We start from the raw sequence: 18,346 nt of genomic DNA on the forward strand, positions 1-18,346 counted from the left end.
AAATTTCTCTGACTATATTCTTTACTTCTCAAGCACTCAAATCTCTTCAAGCGCCCACACAGTTTGTCTTCATCTTCTTAATCAACTCGCCCCGAAGGCGTGATGCGTATTCTACGGATTTCGCTTCCCTTGTCAAACACTTTTTGCAAAAAAGTTTAAATTTCTTTTTTATCACCCTGCCTTTTTAAGAAGCACCTTGGCAATTCTTCGCTTACCTACCTGAATAATAAAGCTTTTTTCCATTTCCATTAACAATGCCGCATCCGCCAGACGCTCACCATTTAACTTGACTGCGCCCTGTGCGGTCATTCGAATGGATTCGGAAGTACTTTTTGTTAAATCGAGTTGCTTTAAAATCTGGGCAACACTTAAAGGCTCTGAACATATAATAATTTGTTCGGGTAAATCATCAGGAATTTCATTCTTGCGAAAACGCTCAATGAAAGACTGTTCCGCCAAATCGGCTTGTTCCTTATTATGGAAGCGTTCAATAATTTCCTTGGCCAATCCGATTTTAACATCACGTGGATTATAGCCCTCTTCAACCGCTCGTTTCATTTTTGCGATATCGGCAGAGGATTTAAAACTTAACAGATTAATATAACGCCACATCAATTCATCGCTAACCGACATAATCTTTCCAAACATACTATCGGCAGCTTCTTCTATACCTATATAGTTGTTTAAAGATTTCGACATTTTCTTAACACCGTCTAATCCTTCTATTAATGGGGTCATCATAATGACTTGCGGCTCATGGCCGAAATGTTTCTGCAATTCTCGGCCCATTAACAGATTAAACTTCTGATCCGTACCTCCCAGTTCAATATCTGCTTTAAGCGCTACTGAGTCATAGCCCTGTACTAATGGATAGAGAAACTCATGAATGGCTATCGGCTGTCCTGTACTATAACGTTTACTGAAATCATCGCGCTCAAGCATCCTGGCAACAGTATGTGTGGCGGCAAGACGAATTAGGTCGGCTGCGTTCATTGCCCCCATCCATTGAGAATTAAAACGAACGATTGTTTTCTCTGGATCAAGAATTTTAAATACCTGTGCTTCATAAGTTTTGGCATTCTCAAATACGGCCTCCTGGCTTAAGGGCATGCGTGTGACATTTTTTCCTGTCGGGTCACCGATCATGGCGGTGAAATCACCGATCAAAAAAACAACCTGATGTCCAAACTGTTGAAATTGCCGAAGTTTATTCAATAATACGGTATGGCCTAAGTGTAAATCAGGAGCAGTCGGATCAAATCCTGCTTTTATGATCAGAGGTCTATCCTTGAGCAATTTTTTTTCAAATTCCTGAACAGGTAGGATTTCTTCACAGCCTCTTTGCAGTTCGGCATTCATCGATTCATCAATAATCATACAAGTAAAACCTTTTTTAGTGATTGACCTAAGTTGTTCCAGCGAGTATCTTAGCCCGGTTATTGTGTTCTCGCTAGAGGATGAATAAACAGGACAGCTTTTTAGGCATGAATGCCCCAGTTGGCGAACCGTATAACAGAACAGATTATATGTTCAGTGGGTAACCAAATTTTAAAAAACGTGCGATTATTATTTCGCCGTTTTATTGGGATGGTAATAATAAACCTAATTATCACTGTAATAATAATTTTAACATCACTCTAGAGGTTAGCAGTAGCAAAAGGCGAAACATGGATCAACGACCCAATGTCTCAATAAATAATACAAACAAGCCATCCAAGCTGTTGGCTCTTATCGCATTGGCGATTGCATTTGCCTTGCCTTTCATATTGGTCAAGACATTTCCACACAAGATTAAGCCACCTGTAAGCAGCAAATCAACGACCTTATCTGAACTTGAAGAACAGGAAAAAGATATTCCTGATGAAGAGGAAGTTCCGGTTAATGAGGAAGAGCAAGAGGATACAGAAGAAGCTGAAGCAGGCGAAACCATTCCAGCGCCCTCATCTATTATAGAGAAAGCGGAGCATATAGAGAAAGCTGAGCCGCAGAAAACCAGTCTGGAAGCAGCTAAAAAACTGGCCGAGGTAAAAAAACCGGAAATCAAAACGGCTAAACCGAATAAGCCCGCGGCTATACCCCCTGAAAAAGATTGGAAAATTATTAAAACCCGTCCGGGTGACTCCCTGGCACTGGTATTCAATCGCGCCGGTATAAGCCAGAAAGTGTTGCAAACGATTCTTCATGATAATCCGCATACCTCGGCTCTCACCCGGTTGAAGCCAGGACAGGATATTCAGCTTCAAATCAAGAATAAGGTTCTTGAGCGAATGATGCTTCCTTTTACCAGCACCCAGTTTCTGGTCATCTATCGTGACGGCACTCACTATAGAAGCAAAATAGATGCAAAGAAAATGAACAGCCATAATCATTTCGCAACTGCCGTCGTGAATGGCTCCCTCTATGGAACGGCCAAACGTTACAATATCCCGCCAAAACTGGTTAAACAAATGACCGATATCTTTACCTGGGATATTAATTTTGCCAAAGATATTCGTGCCGGGGATCGATTCACTATTATTTATCAGGCATTTTATATCGATGGCAAACAAGTCGGAACTGGTGATATTGTGGCGGTATCTTACAAGAATCGTGGAAAAACATTTCAGGCGGTAAGACATACTAACCGCGATGGTCAGTCTGATTATTACACCCCCGAAGGCAGAAGTCTGAAGAAAGCATTCAACCGCTATCCGGTCCGTTTCAGCCACATCAGCTCTTCCTTCAGTCTTTCAAGGTATCATCCTATTTTACATTATCGACGAGCCCATAAAGGCGTCGACCTCGCTGCGTCTATTGGCACACCAATCATGGCCACAGGCTCAGGGAAAATTGAAATTATTGGCCGCCAGAATGGCTATGGCAATATGATTAAAATTAAGCATGACAAAAATTACAGCAGTGTGTATGGCCACATGCTACGATTTGAGAAAGGCTTATCACGCGGTGATTATGTCAAGCGCGGCCAGGTGATCGGTTACGTGGGCCAATCCGGACTTGCCTCTGGCCCTCATTGCCATTATGAGTTTCATGTCAATAATTTCCCCAGAAATCCTACTACCGTTGACTTGCCCAGAGGTTTGGAAATTTCTGCCAGAGAAATGGCAAACTTTAGGGCAAACACCAGAACCCTTCTTGCACAATTAAAGATGTTTGAAGAGGCACAGCTTGCAAGTGCAGCTAGAAAAAACAGTAACAATAAAAAAGCATAATCAAGATTTAAGGACAAACGAATGAAAAAAATGTTGTTGGCGGCCCCACTGGCTTTAGGATTATTGACTTCATGCGATACATTCGACAAACCTGATGTGATAACCGATGATGCCGGATATCCTCATTACACTACTCCCTACCAGGACGATACCCGCGGCCAGAATGCTTTTCCAATGACCTGGAATACGAACGGTAAAAAGCTGTTTGTGTTTGATCCCAAAGCCTATGCCTGGGCAGCTTATGACGCACAGGGCAATCGGGTGATGACTGGCAGCGCTTCCGGTGGTATGGATTTTTGCCAGGACATTGATGAATCATGCCGAACCGTAGTTGGCACATTCCAGGTGTTCAATAAAAAAGGGGCGGACTGCAAATCCAGTGAATTCCCAATTGCCAAAACTCCAGGCGGCAAAGAAGGTGGCGCTAAAATGCCCTATTGCATGCACTTCCACGACGGCTATGCCATTCATGCAGCCTATGAAGTACCACGCCGCAACTCCAGCCACGGCTGTATACGCGTTTTGCCAGGAGCGGCCAAATGGTTAAATCAGAACTTTATCGATGTAGGCACAACGGTGTTGGTTCTGCCCTATTCTAAACCAGAGAACTGATACTAATAACTGAGTAACTTCTCTACTAAATGGTCGTTTGCGTACTATGAACGATACCAGACGACCCTTTGCCCGCTTTAATCTTGCCTTTCCCCCTCACAAATTAAGTCAATCGATTCAGGACAGGTTTTTTACAATAACGAAAGCTTGCCTTGGCTTTGCCCACTATGTATAATTTAAACTCACAACCAGATTGGACATAAGATGTCGGAAAGTGACAACAAAGACGGATTCCCCATCTTAAAGGATACAATAATAGCAGCTCTTCATCGCTATAAAACGGAATACCCAAGACGAGCGGCTTCTCCTCATAGAGCAACTGACATTGCCTACATTAGCAAAACAGTGAATACTGCTGCCAACCCTGACGATTTACTATCAGAACTGGAGGATTATTTTAGCAGCGATTCTTACTACACAGGTATTACCGACAAAAGCGTACTGGAAGAATTGATAGTAGAAGAAATCCTTAAGATTAATAAAGAACTCCAGCTATCATTCAATACATTCGGTTATTCACCACAACCACACTCCGCGAAACACGAGACACCTGAAGGGGCAAAAGATGGAAACATTTCATTGGGTTCTTCTCTAAATGATTTTGTTCATTTTGCTATTGATAAATATATCAGTGAGAAACAAGGAAATATATCCGAATATAGACAGCATGATATTGAAAAACTAAGGATAATACTGGATGGAGAGCAAAACGACTTGAAAAAGATTGAGGCAATCGAGGAGTTTTTAAATGAGCTTACCCATCCTTTTAATAGTTATTTAAAACAGTATCTCAGACAGTCGCTGCAGCTCTTTCAATCCAACCCATCCAAAACATTTATTACCCGTATCTGGGAGCCTGACCTTCCATCGACTCCTGAAAAAATCATGGTGTTTCTGCATGGATGGCATGATAGCGTGAATTCAGCGGATAAATTGGCACGAGAAGCTGTAAAAAATGGCTTTAAAGTAATAGCTTATGATCATCGAGGTCATGGTAATGATGCCCAAAGACAGAAAAGAAATATTTCTACTGATTTATTGCGAATTGATTTTCGCAAATTTCTAAGTCACATCAATGCTCAAAATCCACAGGCGGAACTGGCACTGGTGGGACACAGTATGGGAGGCGCGATTTTAACCGTAGAGAATGCTTTCATTAATAATCTCACTAATGAGAATGGAAAAGCCGTGAAATGCGTTTCCTTGCTTGCGCCAGCTGTCATGAGCGGATTTCATAAAATGGCAAGTCCGCTTAAACTGTTCTACCGAAATATGCATCCCGATGTATATTCTGCACAAACTACTGGGCCTTCCCCACGTTTTGGCGGCAACGGCCCCTCTCTATTTGGCCTTTTAAATTTAATGCTCAAAGCAGCCCGCGCTTTAAAGCATTTATATCAGAAGGATTCATCTGGACATAGTCACTGGCATATCTATTCTGGCAAAAAGGATGCTTCTGTGAATTATAGTGAATTCGAATCACTGCCTAATTCACATCATAAGCCGGTGCGTTTTTTTCCACGTGGTGATCATGCTTTGCAGTTTGGCCATCGATCGGGAACAGTGATTCGAACTCTGATTAAGGATACAGAAAAGCACTTCTCTTCTACTACTTCTATTCAGCCAATTTCGCGTTTATGAAATTGGCAAAAGAGGCAAACGAATACCCAATACAAATATCATTATGCAAATAGATAACGGCAAACAGCAATACTAGCGATGATTCCGGCCAAATCGGCAAGTAAGCCGGCGGGGATAGCATGCCTTGTTCTTTTAATTCCTACCGCTCCAAAATACACTGCAATCACGTAGAATGTAGTTTCCGTACTACCCATCATAGTTGCAGCAGTTTTGGCGATGAATGAATTGCCCCCATGATCATGAATGAGCTCCGCCATTAAGCCTGTTGATGCACTGCCGGAGAATGGGCGGATTAAGGCCAAAGGTAATAAATCGGAAGGCATACCCAGCTTGGAAAGTACAGGGGACAACAGACTACTCAGCAGCTCAAAGAAGCCAGAAGCGCGAAGCATACCAATTGCGACCATCATTGCGATTAAGTAGGGAATAATGCTGACACTGGTTTCAAAACCCTGCTTTGCACCATTGATAAACGCTTCAAAAACGTCGACTTTTCGCAGAGCTGCATAAGCTGGTATTCCCACAACGAATGCAAGAAGCATCCAATTGGATAATTGATTAGCAAAATCACTCATGAGAAACACTTAATTTATTTATTCGGTAAACCGGAAGTTTGGCAAGCTGTTTGACAGCTACAATACCCACTATTGTTGAACAAGTAGTAGCCAAAAGCGAACTGACGATGACAGAGCTGGGATGCAAAGCACCATTAGCAGCCAGAAAGGCGATTGCAGTTGCCGGAATTAACTGAACACTGGAAGTGTTAATCGCGAGAAAAGTACACATCGCATTACTCGCTTCCTGTGCATGCTCATTTAAACGCTGTAATTCTTTCATCGCCTTTAACCCAAAAGGAGTTGCTGCGTTGCCAAGGCCCAGCATATTGGCGGCAATATTCATCACCATAGCGCCCATCGCCGGATCATCCACCGGGACTTCAGGAAATACAGGTTTCATGACAGGCTTCAATAACCTCGCTAAACGATTAACCAGGCCAGACTCGGTGGCGATATTCATTATCCCAAGCCATAAGGCCATAATACCGGTTAAACCTATCGCAATTTCAAAACCCAGCTTGGCAGAGTCTGTCACCGCATTGACCAGTTGATCCACTCGCCCTTGAATCACCGCAACGCATACTGAAAGCAGGATCATTCCGAGCCATATTGCATTTAGCATAAATTTCCCTCAAACTGTTTGCCTGCTACACTTACATTACTTCAAGCGAACTATGGCTTCTTTAAAAAAATTGATGCTTTTATCCAGCTGTTTAACGCTGACCTTTAATGTCTTTGCTATAAATGATCTTCCCCGAAAAGAGTTAGACCTAAGCATTGAGAAACTATATCACACTATCCCTGACATCTCTAAATTAAACATGCAGGCCCGTTTGGATAAACTAAGCAGCTCTTTTGTAGGAAAACCCTATATCCTCGGTTCGCTTGGGGAGGGACATAACGCTTATTTTGATCAGATGACACTCTACCGTTTCGATGGTTTTGATTGCGAAACCTTCGTGACTTCGGTTTTGGCTCTCGCACTTGCAAATAACCCTTCGGAGTATAAAGTCTGCCTGCAAAAATTAAGATATCAGAATGGTAAAATTGGTTTTATTAATCGAAATCATTTCACCGCCCTGGACTGGAATACCAATAATCAGCAGCAGGGGTATGTAAAAGACATCACGCGCAATTTTACTGATAAAAACAATCAGCCAGTGTACAAAGTTGCTGAAGCTATAGTAGATAAGCCCTCCTGGTATCAGCACTTAAGCAGTAAATCCATTCGTTTAAACTCTCCCGACGCTAAAGAAACCGAGAAGCGATTAAGCAGACTTAAACAGCGGGGCAGCAAGCTTGCTGTGGCCAAAGAACAGATTGATTATCTGCCTCTAACTGCTTTATTTGATGCCAAGGGCGTCCCCAACCTTCATCTTTTCAAGCAGATTCCTGATGCAGCGATTATCGAAATTGTTCGACCGAACTGGGATTTGACACAGGCTATTGGCACCCATTTAAACGTTTCCCATCTCGGATTCGCCTTCTGGAAAGGTGATCAGTTAATTTTCCGACAAGCATCCTCCAATTTTGGAAAAGTAGTTGATGTGCCATTAATGGATTATCTTAAAGAAGCCTTGCCGAGCCCTACTATTAAAGGGATTAATGTACAGATTGTTTTACCAGAGAAGCCCCTGAATGCACAGTGCTCGGCAAAATAGCAGGCGGGACTATATGAAAAAGTACGTTCCAATAGCAATAGTACGGTTGTAGGGCAAATTATAGAACTCGATATTCAGATTAGCCGAGTAGTTTCGCATCAGAAACGCAAACAATTTCTCCTGCCAGTAGAAGGTCAATGTTTTGATTCGTTTGGATGCCATCACATTGGGGATCTCAACCAGATAAGTTGCAGAATCAACATTCAGCTCATAAGGCAGCAGTTTTTTTTCATTAAGGGCTGACAGGGCATGAGGAATGGAAATATTATCCATAAATCCATAATGCAGGGTCAACTGGCAGATTTTTTCATCAAGCTGTGTCAGCTCAAAGCGTTTGCTATAATGAACTCTGGGCTTATTTTCCACCTGATAATTCACAATCAGAATATTCTCAGGAACCGCAAGACTTAGTTTAAGAAAATGTAAAAAGCTGCCGCCGCTGCGATCATAAATATCGGTCAGAAAAATTGCAGTAACACCCGGCAGATGATTCAAACTTTTATAATGTAACTGTTTGATTATCTTCAGCAAATCGCCTTTCTGCATGTAATAGTGTTCTTTCAGATGCTTAAGACCCGTACTCCAGGTGTACATGACAATGGCAACCAATAAGGCAAAAAATACAGGGGCCCAGCCTCCGGTAAGAAACTTATGTGAATTGGCTCCCAGAAATGCGAGGTCAATGATTAAAAACCCGGTGAAAACCAGGGCAATGCGCAAGATTGACCACTTCCATACCGTGCGAGCCGCATACACCACCATTGTTGTTACTAATAACATATCCAGATTAACCGCGATCCCATACGCATTGGCCAATCCGTCAGTACTTCTGAAGAAAAATAGCAAGGCCATCGTACCGATTAGCAGAAAAAAATTCATTTGTGGAATGTAAATCTGCCCCTGATGTTCGGATGAGGTCTGCACAATCGGCAGTTTAGGATACAAACCCAATAGAACTGCCTGTTTGGTTAATGAAAAGGTAGCCGATATGACAGCCTGGGATGCGATAACTGTGGCCAGCGTGGAAATAATCAGCAAAGGCATAAAAAACCAGGAAGGAGCCAGCAGATAAAAGGGATTTTCTATTGCTTCAGGATGCAGGAGCAGATTGGCGCCCTGGCCAAAATAGTTGAGTAATAATCCTGGAAGCGCTACAAAAAACCAGCTATAGCGAATTGGATTTTTACCAAAGTGGCCAATGTCTGCATACAGAGCTTCTCCACCGGTTACGGCCAGGAAAACCCCTCCCAATAGCAAATACGCCCGCCAGCCATTTTCATAAAAGAACTCATAAGCATAATAAGGGTGAACTGCCTGAAGCACTTGCGGGTATTTAATAATCTGCACGAAACCCAATGCGCCAATCGTTATAAACCACAGTAAGATCAGAGGACCAAAGGCAGCACCAATGCGCCCTGTTCCTTTGGATTGCATTAGAAACAAACAAATCAGAATAGTGGATGATAATAAGGTAATATAGCTGTCGAATTTGGGCGACAATAGCTCAAGGCCTTCCATCGCACTGGTAACGGAAATTGCCGGGGTCAGCATGCCATCCCCAATCAATAAGCCCGCTGTAAAAATTGCAATGAGGTAAAACCAGTGCCGATGCTTGCTCTGTTGCTGTTTGAGCAAGGCAAGTAATGCCAGGCCTCCACCCTCCCCTTCATTATCCGCCCGGAAAATAACAATTAAATATTTTATTGAGATAATGATAATTAGCGACCAAAAAATAAGCGATAAAACGCCAAGCACATCAACTCGATTGATTGGCAGATCACCCAATGTTTCCTTGATTGCATACAATGGACTGGTTCCAATATCGCCATACACGATGCCCAGGGCAGCGAGTGCAGTAGAAAACGTTACTTTTTTTTCAGTCATTGTTCGACTTTTTTAATTAATGAAAGGATAACTATACCCAAACTCCTTGCTTCTGCGTAGTTTAATCAAAAAATTTTTCCTTATTTCTCAAGGAAAGCACTTCTGCTCGTTGCGAAATTGCAAGGGATCCTTAATAATGGAAAAATTGTTCTGTTCAGGATTAGGAATGCCTTTAATGCGAAATGCCCGGCGTTTGGTTTTTGCAGGTCTGCTGGCTTTTGGTTTAAGCAGCTGTTATCAGCCTCCCTATAACAATTTTAAGCCTTATAATCGAATGTACAAAGATACCGCTACGATTGGCGGGTTTGGAACTGTCGCAGGAGCCGTTGCTGGTTCAACCTTAACTGGAACAGGGATTGGCGCTGCCGCCGGCATATCCTACAGTATTTACAAAGACAGTCGGCGCTCGCTGCTGAAAGCACTGGAAAGAGAAGATATTCAGTATATCCAGTATGGGGACACGATGACTTTAATCGTTCCCACTGATCGCTATTTCATGTTTAACTCGCCCAAGCTGAATGATTTGTGTTATGAAGGATTGGTAAATATCGTTAAACTGCTTCGATGCCATGTTAATTGCTCAATTTATGTAGCGGGCTTTACAGATGACATTGGCTCACGAGAACATAAAAACAATTTATCCCAGGCACGTGCCGAAGCGATGTTAACGTTCCTGTGGGCAAATGGCATCCCGGCGCAGCAGTTAAATGCAGAGGGCTATGGCGATAAACATGCGGTTTCAGATAATAAGATTATTCATGGCAGCGCTCAGAACCGCCGCCTGGAAATTCAATGGTTTAATTGCTCTGCACTGAGTCAACCTGCTGCTGCAGCAACAAAATAACTGACATGGAGTGTTTCTGATGGATTGATTATGATGAACTCAAGATTTATTGGCGGTATATTACTTATTGTAGGAACATCAATAGGCGGCGGAATGCTGGCCTTACCGGTAGCGAATGCTGCAACTGGATTCTGGCAGTCTTCTCTTTTCCTGCTGTTCTGCTGGGCTTTAATGACGCTTGGCGCTCTGTTTATTCTTGAGGCGAATCTTTATCTTCCACCAGGCAAACACATGGTTTCTATGGCTGAGGCCACTTTGGGGATTCCCGGACTTTTAGTTGCCTGGCTTAGCTATCTTTTTTTATTATATTCCTTGCTTGCGGGTTATATTTCAGGCGGAGCAGATGTATTTTCAAGCCTGCTCAGCTTTATTAACATTCATCTGCGCGAATGGCAGGCCATTGTCTTATTTACTTTCATCTTTGGTATGATTGTATATGGCGGCATCAAAAAAGTGGACCTCTTCAATCGTCTGCTAATGTTTGGCAAATTGGGGGCTTACTGCCTTTTGGTCTTACTCATCGCGCCTCATGTAAAACCTGCGCATCTGGTATCAGGAGATTATCGATTCATCACTGGTACGGTGATGATTCTGATTACCTCATTCGGATATGCGATTATCATTCCTAATCTGCGGGATTATTTTAATGATGATTTAAAGACGCTGCGCAAAGTCATTCTAATCGGTTCCTGTATTCCCCTGTTTTGTTACCTGGCCTGGGATGCCATTATCATGGGAACTGTACCCACCGAGGGTAATCAGGGCCTTGCCGCTCTTTTACATGATGATCATACGACCAGCGCTCTGGCCGATATATTAAGCAGAACCGTCAATAGCCAGTTAATCACTTCCATTTTTAATTTTTTTACATCTATCTGCATGCTAACCGCCTTTCTGGGAGTATCGCTCTGTTTAATCAGCTTTCTGGCCGATGGATTTAAGGTAGAGCAAAAAGGACGTGCCGGCCTAATGCTATTTATACTGACATTTCTGCCCCCGCTGCTCCTGGTCATTTACTCTCCAGGTATCTATATACGCGCTCTTAATTATGCCGGCATTTTTTGCGTCATACTGCTTCTTTTATTGCCCGCGTTGATGACGGTTTATGGTCGAAAACGCTATGCCGGGCGTTATACTGTCCCAGGAGGGGCAATCACTCAGTGGTTAGTAATTATTTTTTCCGTTATTTTAATGATAAATGCAATTTGGCAATTACTCAGTCATTAATCTAAAATCATAACTTAACGCCTAAGGCATTAAAGGAAGACTCAGGCTTAGGCGATAAGTTTCAAACAAGAGCGCAATGGATAGTTTTTTCTTTTGTTATGGCAAAGAACACATTGTTTATGGAATAATCCTATTGACATTGCATCCATTGTTATTTAACATTTCTGAATGAAATTTGATCAATATGGATAAATTAGTGACCAACTCAAAATTACTCGGCGGAATTCTTCTTATTGTAGGAACTTCTATTGGTGGTGGTATGCTGGCTCTCCCAGTGTCAACCGCTGAAGTTGGATTTACCAATTCCATCTTCTTTCTAATACTCTGCTGGCTGATTATGACTGTGGGGGCATTCCTGATTCTCGAAGTCAATTTGCGGCTTCCTCCCGGAAGCAATATGGTATCTATGGCCAGGTCAACCCTGGGCTTGCCTGGGCAGATTATTGCCTGGATCACTTACTTGTTCTTGCTCTACACGCTGCTGGCAGCCTATATATCAGGGGGCAGTGATGTATTAAATGGCATTTTAGCAAGGCTAGGCATCGCTTTTCCCAGTTGGATTACTTCATTGCTTTTTACTTTAGTATTCAGTATGGTGGTTTATGCAGGGATCCGTGCGGTTGATTATGTGAACCGTGGATTGATGTTCGGCAAACTCGGGGTTTATCTGTTATTAGTGGCTATTATCAGCCCGCATGTGGATACCAGCAGTTTAAGCGGCGGCTCAGTGAAAGCCATTACGGGTAGCCTTATGATTCTGATTACCTCATTTGGTTTCGCATCGATAGTACCCAGCCTGCGCGACTATTTTAATGAAGATGTTGCTTCTTTAAGACGAGTTATTTTATACGGTTCACTAATTCCCCTGGCTTGCTACATTATATGGGATGCGGTAATTATGGGTGTCGTATCTCGTGACGGTGATGAGGGTTTATTGAGTCTGATGACAACCGAACATGCGACTAGCGGCTTAACTAATGCGCTGAGTAGTGCAGTTCATAGCCAGTGGATCACCGGCTTTTTTGGCTTTTTCACCTCCATTTGTATGGTTACCGCATTCCTGGGAGTCTCAATCGGGTTATTTGATTTTCTGGCTGATGGCTTGTCCTTAAAGAAATCCGGACTTCAAGGTAAAGGGACTCTGGCGCTGACTTTTCTGCCTCCCCTTTTCGTAGTGCTAATCAATCCAGGAATTTACCTGCATGCCTTGGGTTATGCCGGGGTTTGCTGTGTTGTCTTATTGTTGCTTATGCCCGCAATAATGACCTGGAGTGCACGCAGAATTGATAACTCAGACAGCCTGCAAATTGTGCCCGGCGGCAATGCTATGTTGAGTTTGGTGGCTTTGACTGCGATTTTTTTACTGACCATTGCGTTTTAGAGTTTGGTAGGCGATACTTCAGCCTTTTGGACTGAGATTTGAATACTTTATTCGATCTGAAGGCTTATGGTTAAATATCGTCCCTTTCTTAAATGGGCAGGCAATAAATACCATTGCTTAAACCATATACTAACTCATCTGAAACCAGCCAGGCGTTTAATAGAACCCTTTACGGGTTCTGGGGCAGTGTTCATAAACTCTGTATATGACAGTTACCTTTTAGCAGAAAATAATCCCGACCTGGTTCATCTTTATCAAATGGTACAGAATGAAGGCGATCGGTTTATTAGCGATTGTGCTGAATTGTTTACAGCGGAAAACAATGTGGAAAGTCTCTATTATCAGTATCGTGATGAATTTAATCACTGTACTGACATCAAAAGACGCGGTGCTTTGTTCTTATATCTCAATCGGCATGGCTATAATGGCTTGTGCCGCTATAACAAGAGCGGTATTTATAACGTACCCTTTGGACGCTATAAAAAACCCTATTTTCCCAGAAAAGAATTACTGAATTTTTATCAGCAAAGTCAGAAAGCTGAATTTCTTTTAGCAGATTTCAGAAGTACTTTTGCTCAGGCAAAAGCGGGTGACATCATTTATTGTGATCCCCCCTATGTTCCACTTTCGAGAAGCTCCAATTTCTCCTCTTACACCAGGACTAAATTTTATGAGCAGGACCAGATTGACCTGGCTATTCTGGCTAAGCAAAGCGCAGAACAAGGGATTACCGTACTTATTTCAAATCATGATACGGAATTTACGCGTCATCACTATAAAGAGAGCCAGATTATTACCCTTGAAGTTCCCCGTATGATTAGCTGTAATGCCGAAAACAGGCAAATGGCTAAGGAACTGATTGCGGTTTTTGACGGTTATTCCAGCTAACGCCAAAATCTGTCATATTGACCAGGACCTTTCTTGCATGGCAACCAGTAAAATTCTGGTTGCCAGCTTCGCCTATTGAATAGTTGAGCGAAAGTCCTTCATGAAGAAAGCGAGAATCATCACCATTAGCAATGAAAGCGGCAGAACTGAAAGAGCAAGCTGATAATCCACGATGCTGTAGATATGCTCCCCTGCGACCACATGACTATCACCAAATGTATCCAGTAATTTACCAACCAGGGGCTGAAATACCACACCGCCAAGAGTGACAATCATGTTAACTGCTGCAAACACAGTGCCGGATAATTTGGCGCCGCTATTTTCCTTACCCATAATAAATACAATAATCTCTGTCGCGCTGAATACACCATAGAGAAAGAGCAGAATATTTAAGGTGGTATACGATAGGCCTGGATAATACAGCACGATGCTAATGCAAATAAGACTTAAAATAGCACCGGCCACCAGAGGAAACACCCTTCTGCCACTAATATCAGAGAAATAACCGGCTATCGGCGCACCGACAGCCCATCCCAGAAACATAGCTGAAACGGTTCTTGCCGCCTGCACTTTCGTGAGGTGATGAGCCTGTTCGAGATAGGTTTTCCCCCATAATTCCCCAAACACAGACAGGGAGGTGTAAAGACAGGCCCCTACAAAGCCGATAAGCCAGACTTGCGGAGAAGATAAAACATGCCAGACATTCGCGAAAAACTCCGGCCACGGTTGCTTGTTAGCGATATGTCCCTGAGGACCATCGCGCACGACCAGGAAAGTAATTACACTAAGTACTGCGCCAATAATGATCATCATCCACAATACATGCATCAGACCTAAGGACACTGCCATATCGGTAATTTTCACTTCGCCATACACTAATCCGAGCATGCCCAGAGTAGTGATTAACCCGGCAACCAGTGAAAAATAACGACGAGGCAGCCATCGCAAAGCCAGAGACAGGACACCCACAAAGGCAAATGAGGAGCCAAATCCCACCAGAAAACGACCGCTGCCCGCGATAAGCATGGAAGAGGTGTTTGTGAACATCCATGAGCCCAGAGTACAGCAGAGGCAGGCGAAGGTTAACAGTCTGCGCGGACCGTAGCGATCCATCAGCATGCCTACAGGAAGCTGCATCGGTGAATAGGCAAAATAGTAAAAGGCAGATAATTGGCCAAACGTGGTAGCTGAAATATGACCAAACGCAGCACTAAGCTCGCTTTGCAAGGCGCCTGGTATAATTCTCAAAACAAATTCATAGCAGTAGAAGAAAGCTCCTACAGTACAAATTAATATTCCCAACAGGGCTTGTCTTCTACTAATAGATTCAATCATTTGTATTCGCATAAGTTTCTTTGAGGAAAAAAGTCAGGATAGCTGCGATTATTATTCCAAGCGGAATAATGGACAGCGCAAACTGATAGTCATCCGCTGTATAAAGCTGTTGCAATTTATCTAGCGATAAGGTGTCGATATTGATAACGCCCGCATGTGAAGCGAAACTCATATCCAATAGCTCGCCCACCAGCGGCTGCAGGAACATGGCACCCAGCATAACAATCATGTTGGTCATCGCCATCGCTGTACCCGCTGCTTCAGTCGGGCTTAATTCACGGCCTACTGCAAACACAATACATTGCGCGCTGTATAGAAGACCCAGCATAAACATCAGGACACTGATACTGCCCTCATTCAAGCCGGGGAAGTAGAGCACAATCATCATAATGATGGCAGCACCCGTTGCTCCAACTAACATCGGCAACTTGCGGCGTTTGATTTTATCAGAGATGAGCCCCATAACCGGCGCGCCTATTGTGAAACCCAGAAACAGCAGGGAATTGGCAAAGTCAGCCCCTTCCTGAGTGAGTCCATGGGCGTGTTTCAAATAGGGTATGCCCCAAAGTTCAGCAAATACAGTGGTAGGCAAATAAACCAGGCAGCCAAACAGACCATTAATCCAGATTTGGCGATTGCGCGCAATAATACCCAGGTCAATCATACTTTTACGGAAATTATCAACCGTTCCGCTACGTCGCTGGTGGCTCTTCTTATCCTTGATACCGAACCACAGAACAAAGATCAACGCAATGCCCACATAGGCGGTCAATTGCACAGTATACTTCCAGCCCATCTTAATAACCAGAATACCCAGAAGATTGTCGCCAATCATGGCACCAATCGTACCAAGAGCAGCGGCCATACCGGATACCATTGCCAGCTTATCTTCAGGCAACCAGATAGTCGCCAGTTTTAAAACACCGACAAAGGCAAAGGCGGAACCAAAACCAACCAGAAAGCGACCTGTTGCCGCTACCCAGAAAACATTGGTTCCTGCGAAAATAAAGGTACCAATTACGCATATAAAGCAAGCGATAGTAATGAGCAGTCGTGGACCGTATCGATCCAGCAGCACTCCGACAGGAATCTGTAATGGAACATAGGCATAATAGTAAAACGCAGATAACAAACCAAAGCCGCTGGCGGACAAATTAAAATGTTCGCGCAAAGCAGGTTCCATAACACTCGGTGATATTCTTAAAAAATACTCATAGCTATAATAAATAGCACCAAGACCACAAATCAACCAGGCACTCAATAAATACCTTTTATCATTTTTACTACTCAAAATGAGCTCCTTAACGACGGTTAAGCACAAATTTCAAAAAGATGGATTAACGCTTTTTGATCTGACTAACGCCACTTGCTATTGCTGCTTTCGCCACAGCAGTGGACACTTGTTCTTTTAAGCGAGGATCGATAGGCTTGGGAATAATGTAATGAGGACCAAATTCCCAACATTGATCAAGCCCGGGATAGTTATCCTTCACTACTTGAGGTACAGGTTCATGCACCAGCTTCCGAATTGCTTCGACTGCCGCCACTTGCATGGCCTGATTAATACAGGTTGCTCTGACATCGAGAGCACCACGAAAAATGTAAGGGAAACATAGGACATTATTAACCTGATTAGGGTAATCACTTCGGCCGGTTGCAATGATGATATCATCGCGGATGGCATGCGCCACTTCAGGTAAAATCTCGGGAATCGGGTTGGATAAAGCAAAGATGACCGGCTTCGGAGCCATCAGGTTCAATAAATTACCGCTTAGTAAATCAGGTTTTGCAACACCGATAAATACGTCCGCGTCAACCAGGGCATCCGCCAGGGTTCTCGCTTCCGTTGTTCTGGCAAAGGCAAACTTATAGGCATTTAAGTCATCGCGCCCGGTATGGATCACGCCTTTTGTATCTAAAAGGGTCATATTTTCTTTATTAGCGCCTAAAGCAACTAATAATCGCATGGAAGCAATACCTGCAGCACCTGCACCAATACAGACAATACGCGCGTCTGCCAGTTTCTTGTTCTGAAGTTCCAGGGCATTCAATAAAGCAGCCGCGACTACAATGGCAGTGCCATGCTGATCGTCATGAAATACGGGGATGGATAATTGTTCCACTAAAGCTTGTTCAATTTCAAAACACTCAGGGGCTTTGATATCTTCAAGATTAATACCGCCAAAAGTCGGCGCAATTCGTTTGGCCGTAGCGATAAAAGCCTGTGGATTTTCTGCGTCGATTTCAATATCAAACACATCGATATCAGCAAAACGCTTGAAGAGGACTGCTTTTCCTTCCATAACGGGCTTGCTGGCTAATGCGCCTACATCTCCCAACCCCAAAACAGCAGTGCCGTTGGTCATAACTGCAATTAAATTGCCTTTGGCTGTATATCTGAAAGCATTTTCCGGATCTTCTGCGATCGCCAGTACCGGCTCTGCGACTCCAGGTGTGTATGCTAAGGACAAATCCTCCTGAGAATTGGTCGGCTTGGTTACATAAACCCCAAGTTTTCCAGGAGTTGGAAATTCGTGATATTCCAATGCGCGTTGCTTTAAGACCTCTTTATCCAAAATTCTCACTCACTTTTCGGGAAATCGGAAAAAATCATATAGAAAAAGCAAGAGAAAGAACAGTCATTCTGCAAAAAAAAGGCGCATAGTGTTGCGCCCCCTTATGGATCCTGTAATCTCCACGTTTCTCTTAAATATTCTCAACCAATTATTGTTCACGTTTCTTATAACGATCCAGGAACTTCTGAACACGTCCTCCAGTATCAACCAGTTTTTGTTTACCGGTGTAAAAAGGATGGCAATAAGCACATACTTCAATATTTAAAGGCTTGCACAGTGTGGAACGAGTTTCAAAACTGTGACCACAGCTACAGGTAACTTTAACTATTTCGTATTGGGGATGAATAGAAGTATTTGTATCACTACTCACTTTGGCATTCATATCACTACTCACTTTCATTACGGTATCGCCACCTGAACCTGAAAGTCAGGCACCATACCCAGTTATTTAAAGACTGTGCAGATTACCAGAAATACCCGCCCAAATCAATTTTAACGTATAGTATAGACCAAATTCAGAACGGCTTTAGA

General features: G+C 43.2%; 16 protein-coding genes. 8 read left to right on the top strand and 8 right to left on the bottom strand.

Annotated elements, in window-relative coordinates:
• Positions 1-171: 171 nt before the first annotated feature.
• Positions 172-1,377 (bottom strand): tyrosine--tRNA ligase, encoded by a 1,206-nt coding sequence (tyrS, locus tag B1207_RS13890; protein WP_112220508.1) that lies wholly within the window; start codon positions 1,375-1,377, stop codon positions 172-174.
• 290 nt (positions 1,378-1,667) lie between these two features.
• On the opposite strand from tyrS, the gene B1207_RS13895 reads away from it, so the two are divergent.
• From B1207_RS13895 to B1207_RS13905, 3 genes are all read left to right on the top strand, one after another.
• Entirely contained in the window at positions 1,668-3,209 is a 1,542-nt protein-coding gene (locus tag B1207_RS13895; RefSeq protein WP_112220509.1) for a M23 family metallopeptidase, read from the top strand.
• 21 nt (positions 3,210-3,230) lie between these two features.
• The gene (locus B1207_RS13900; RefSeq protein ID WP_112220510.1) at positions 3,231-3,821 is read left to right on the top strand and encodes a L,D-transpeptidase; all 591 of its coding nucleotides are present in this window, start codon (positions 3,231-3,233) and stop codon (positions 3,819-3,821) included.
• Between the two features lie 204 nt (positions 3,822-4,025).
• Complete coding sequence (locus tag B1207_RS13905) at positions 4,026-5,462, top strand: alpha/beta hydrolase (RefSeq protein WP_112220511.1); 1,437 nt, start codon at positions 4,026-4,028, stop codon at positions 5,460-5,462.
• Between the two features lie 41 nt (positions 5,463-5,503).
• Here B1207_RS13905 and B1207_RS13910 read toward each other — a convergent pair whose 3' ends face one another.
• Complete coding sequence (locus tag B1207_RS13910) at positions 5,504-6,037, bottom strand: spore maturation protein (protein ID WP_112220512.1); 534 nt, start codon at positions 6,035-6,037, stop codon at positions 5,504-5,506.
• Positions 6,030-6,641, bottom strand: coding sequence for a nucleoside recognition domain-containing protein (locus B1207_RS13915; RefSeq protein ID WP_112220513.1), 612 nt, complete (start codon positions 6,639-6,641; stop codon positions 6,030-6,032). Before B1207_RS13915 ends, B1207_RS13910 begins: the two co-directional genes overlap by 8 nt.
• 52 nt (positions 6,642-6,693) lie before the next feature.
• On the opposite strand from B1207_RS13915, the gene B1207_RS13920 reads away from it, so the two are divergent.
• Entirely contained in the window at positions 6,694-7,680 is a 987-nt protein-coding gene (locus B1207_RS13920; RefSeq protein ID WP_112220514.1) for an N-acetylmuramoyl-L-alanine amidase-like domain-containing protein, read from the top strand.
• A gap of 9 nt (positions 7,681-7,689) precedes the next feature.
• On the opposite strand, the gene B1207_RS13925 is transcribed toward B1207_RS13920, so the two are convergent.
• The gene (locus B1207_RS13925) at positions 7,690-9,564 is read right to left on the bottom strand and encodes a potassium transporter Kup (RefSeq protein ID WP_112220515.1); all 1,875 of its coding nucleotides are present in this window, start codon (positions 9,562-9,564) and stop codon (positions 7,690-7,692) included.
• A gap of 136 nt (positions 9,565-9,700) precedes the next feature.
• Between B1207_RS13925 and cmpA the strand changes: the two genes are divergently transcribed.
• The 4 genes from cmpA to B1207_RS13945 all read left to right on the top strand — a co-directional run bounded on the left by cmpA (position 9,701) and on the right by B1207_RS13945 (position 13,904).
• Complete coding sequence (cmpA, locus tag B1207_RS13930) at positions 9,701-10,408, top strand: C-OmpA-like family protein CmpA (protein WP_253255873.1); 708 nt, start codon at positions 9,701-9,703, stop codon at positions 10,406-10,408.
• Positions 10,409-10,441: 33 nt separating this feature from the next.
• Entirely contained in the window at positions 10,442-11,635 is a 1,194-nt protein-coding gene (locus tag B1207_RS13935) for an amino acid permease (RefSeq protein ID WP_112220572.1), read from the top strand.
• Between the two features lie 196 nt (positions 11,636-11,831).
• Complete coding sequence (locus tag B1207_RS13940; protein ID WP_172458311.1) at positions 11,832-13,016, top strand: amino acid permease; 1,185 nt, start codon at positions 11,832-11,834, stop codon at positions 13,014-13,016.
• A 66-nt stretch (positions 13,017-13,082) separates the two neighbouring features.
• Positions 13,083-13,904, top strand: a complete 822-nt coding sequence (locus B1207_RS13945) for a Dam family site-specific DNA-(adenine-N6)-methyltransferase (protein ID WP_112220517.1) — start codon at positions 13,083-13,085, stop codon at positions 13,902-13,904.
• 72 nt (positions 13,905-13,976) lie between these two features.
• Here the strand turns inward: B1207_RS13945 and B1207_RS13950 are convergent, their stop codons facing one another.
• The 4 genes from B1207_RS13950 to rpmE all read right to left on the bottom strand — a co-directional run bounded on the left by B1207_RS13950 (position 13,977) and on the right by rpmE (position 18,197).
• Positions 13,977-15,251 carry an MFS transporter gene (locus B1207_RS13950; RefSeq protein ID WP_112220518.1) on the bottom strand — a complete coding sequence of 425 codons (1,275 nt, stop codon included), beginning with the start codon at positions 15,249-15,251 and terminating at the stop codon, positions 13,977-13,979.
• Complete coding sequence (locus B1207_RS13955; RefSeq protein WP_112220519.1) at positions 15,232-16,530, bottom strand: MFS transporter; 1,299 nt, start codon at positions 16,528-16,530, stop codon at positions 15,232-15,234. Before B1207_RS13955 ends, B1207_RS13950 begins: the two co-directional genes overlap by 20 nt.
• A gap of 46 nt (positions 16,531-16,576) precedes the next feature.
• Complete coding sequence (locus tag B1207_RS13960; RefSeq protein WP_058506339.1) at positions 16,577-17,815, bottom strand: malic enzyme-like NAD(P)-binding protein; 1,239 nt, start codon at positions 17,813-17,815, stop codon at positions 16,577-16,579.
• A 148-nt stretch (positions 17,816-17,963) separates the two neighbouring features.
• Positions 17,964-18,197 carry a 50S ribosomal protein L31 gene (gene rpmE / locus B1207_RS13965; RefSeq protein ID WP_058506354.1) on the bottom strand — a complete coding sequence of 78 codons (234 nt, stop codon included), beginning with the start codon at positions 18,195-18,197 and terminating at the stop codon, positions 17,964-17,966.
• Between the last annotated feature and the right edge of the window lie 149 nt (positions 18,198-18,346).

The organism is Legionella quinlivanii, from assembly GCF_003265995.1.
Taxonomy (GTDB): Bacteria; Pseudomonadota; Gammaproteobacteria; order Legionellales; family Legionellaceae; genus Legionella_C; species Legionella_C quinlivanii_A.

Bases quoted from the DNA above. Each gene is read 5' to 3' on its own strand.
- cmpA (WP_253255873.1), top strand. From the start codon at position 9,701: ATGGAAAAATTGTTCTGTTCAGGATTAGGAATGCCTTTAATGCGAAAT.
- B1207_RS13910 (WP_112220512.1), bottom strand. From the start codon at position 6,037: ATGAGTGATTTTGCTAATCAATTATCCAATTGGATGCTTCTTGCATTC.
- B1207_RS13900 (WP_112220510.1), top strand. From the start codon at position 3,231: ATGAAAAAAATGTTGTTGGCGGCCCCACTGGCTTTAGGATTATTGACT.
- B1207_RS13925 (WP_112220515.1), bottom strand. From the start codon at position 9,564: ATGACTGAAAAAAAAGTAACGTTTTCTACTGCACTCGCTGCCCTGGGC.
- tyrS (WP_112220508.1), bottom strand. From the start codon at position 1,377: ATGATTATTGATGAATCGATGAATGCCGAACTGCAAAGAGGCTGTGAA.
- B1207_RS13895 (WP_112220509.1), top strand. From the start codon at position 1,668: ATGGATCAACGACCCAATGTCTCAATAAATAATACAAACAAGCCATCC.
- rpmE (WP_058506354.1), bottom strand. From the start codon at position 18,197: ATGAATGCCAAAGTGAGTAGTGATACAAATACTTCTATTCATCCCCAA.
- B1207_RS13945 (WP_112220517.1), top strand. From the start codon at position 13,083: ATGGTTAAATATCGTCCCTTTCTTAAATGGGCAGGCAATAAATACCAT.
- B1207_RS13905 (WP_112220511.1), top strand. From the start codon at position 4,026: ATGTCGGAAAGTGACAACAAAGACGGATTCCCCATCTTAAAGGATACA.
- B1207_RS13915 (WP_112220513.1), bottom strand. From the start codon at position 6,641: ATGCTAAATGCAATATGGCTCGGAATGATCCTGCTTTCAGTATGCGTT.
- B1207_RS13935 (WP_112220572.1), top strand. From the start codon at position 10,442: ATGAACTCAAGATTTATTGGCGGTATATTACTTATTGTAGGAACATCA.
- B1207_RS13950 (WP_112220518.1), bottom strand. From the start codon at position 15,251: ATGCGAATACAAATGATTGAATCTATTAGTAGAAGACAAGCCCTGTTG.
- B1207_RS13920 (WP_112220514.1), top strand. From the start codon at position 6,694: ATGGCTTCTTTAAAAAAATTGATGCTTTTATCCAGCTGTTTAACGCTG.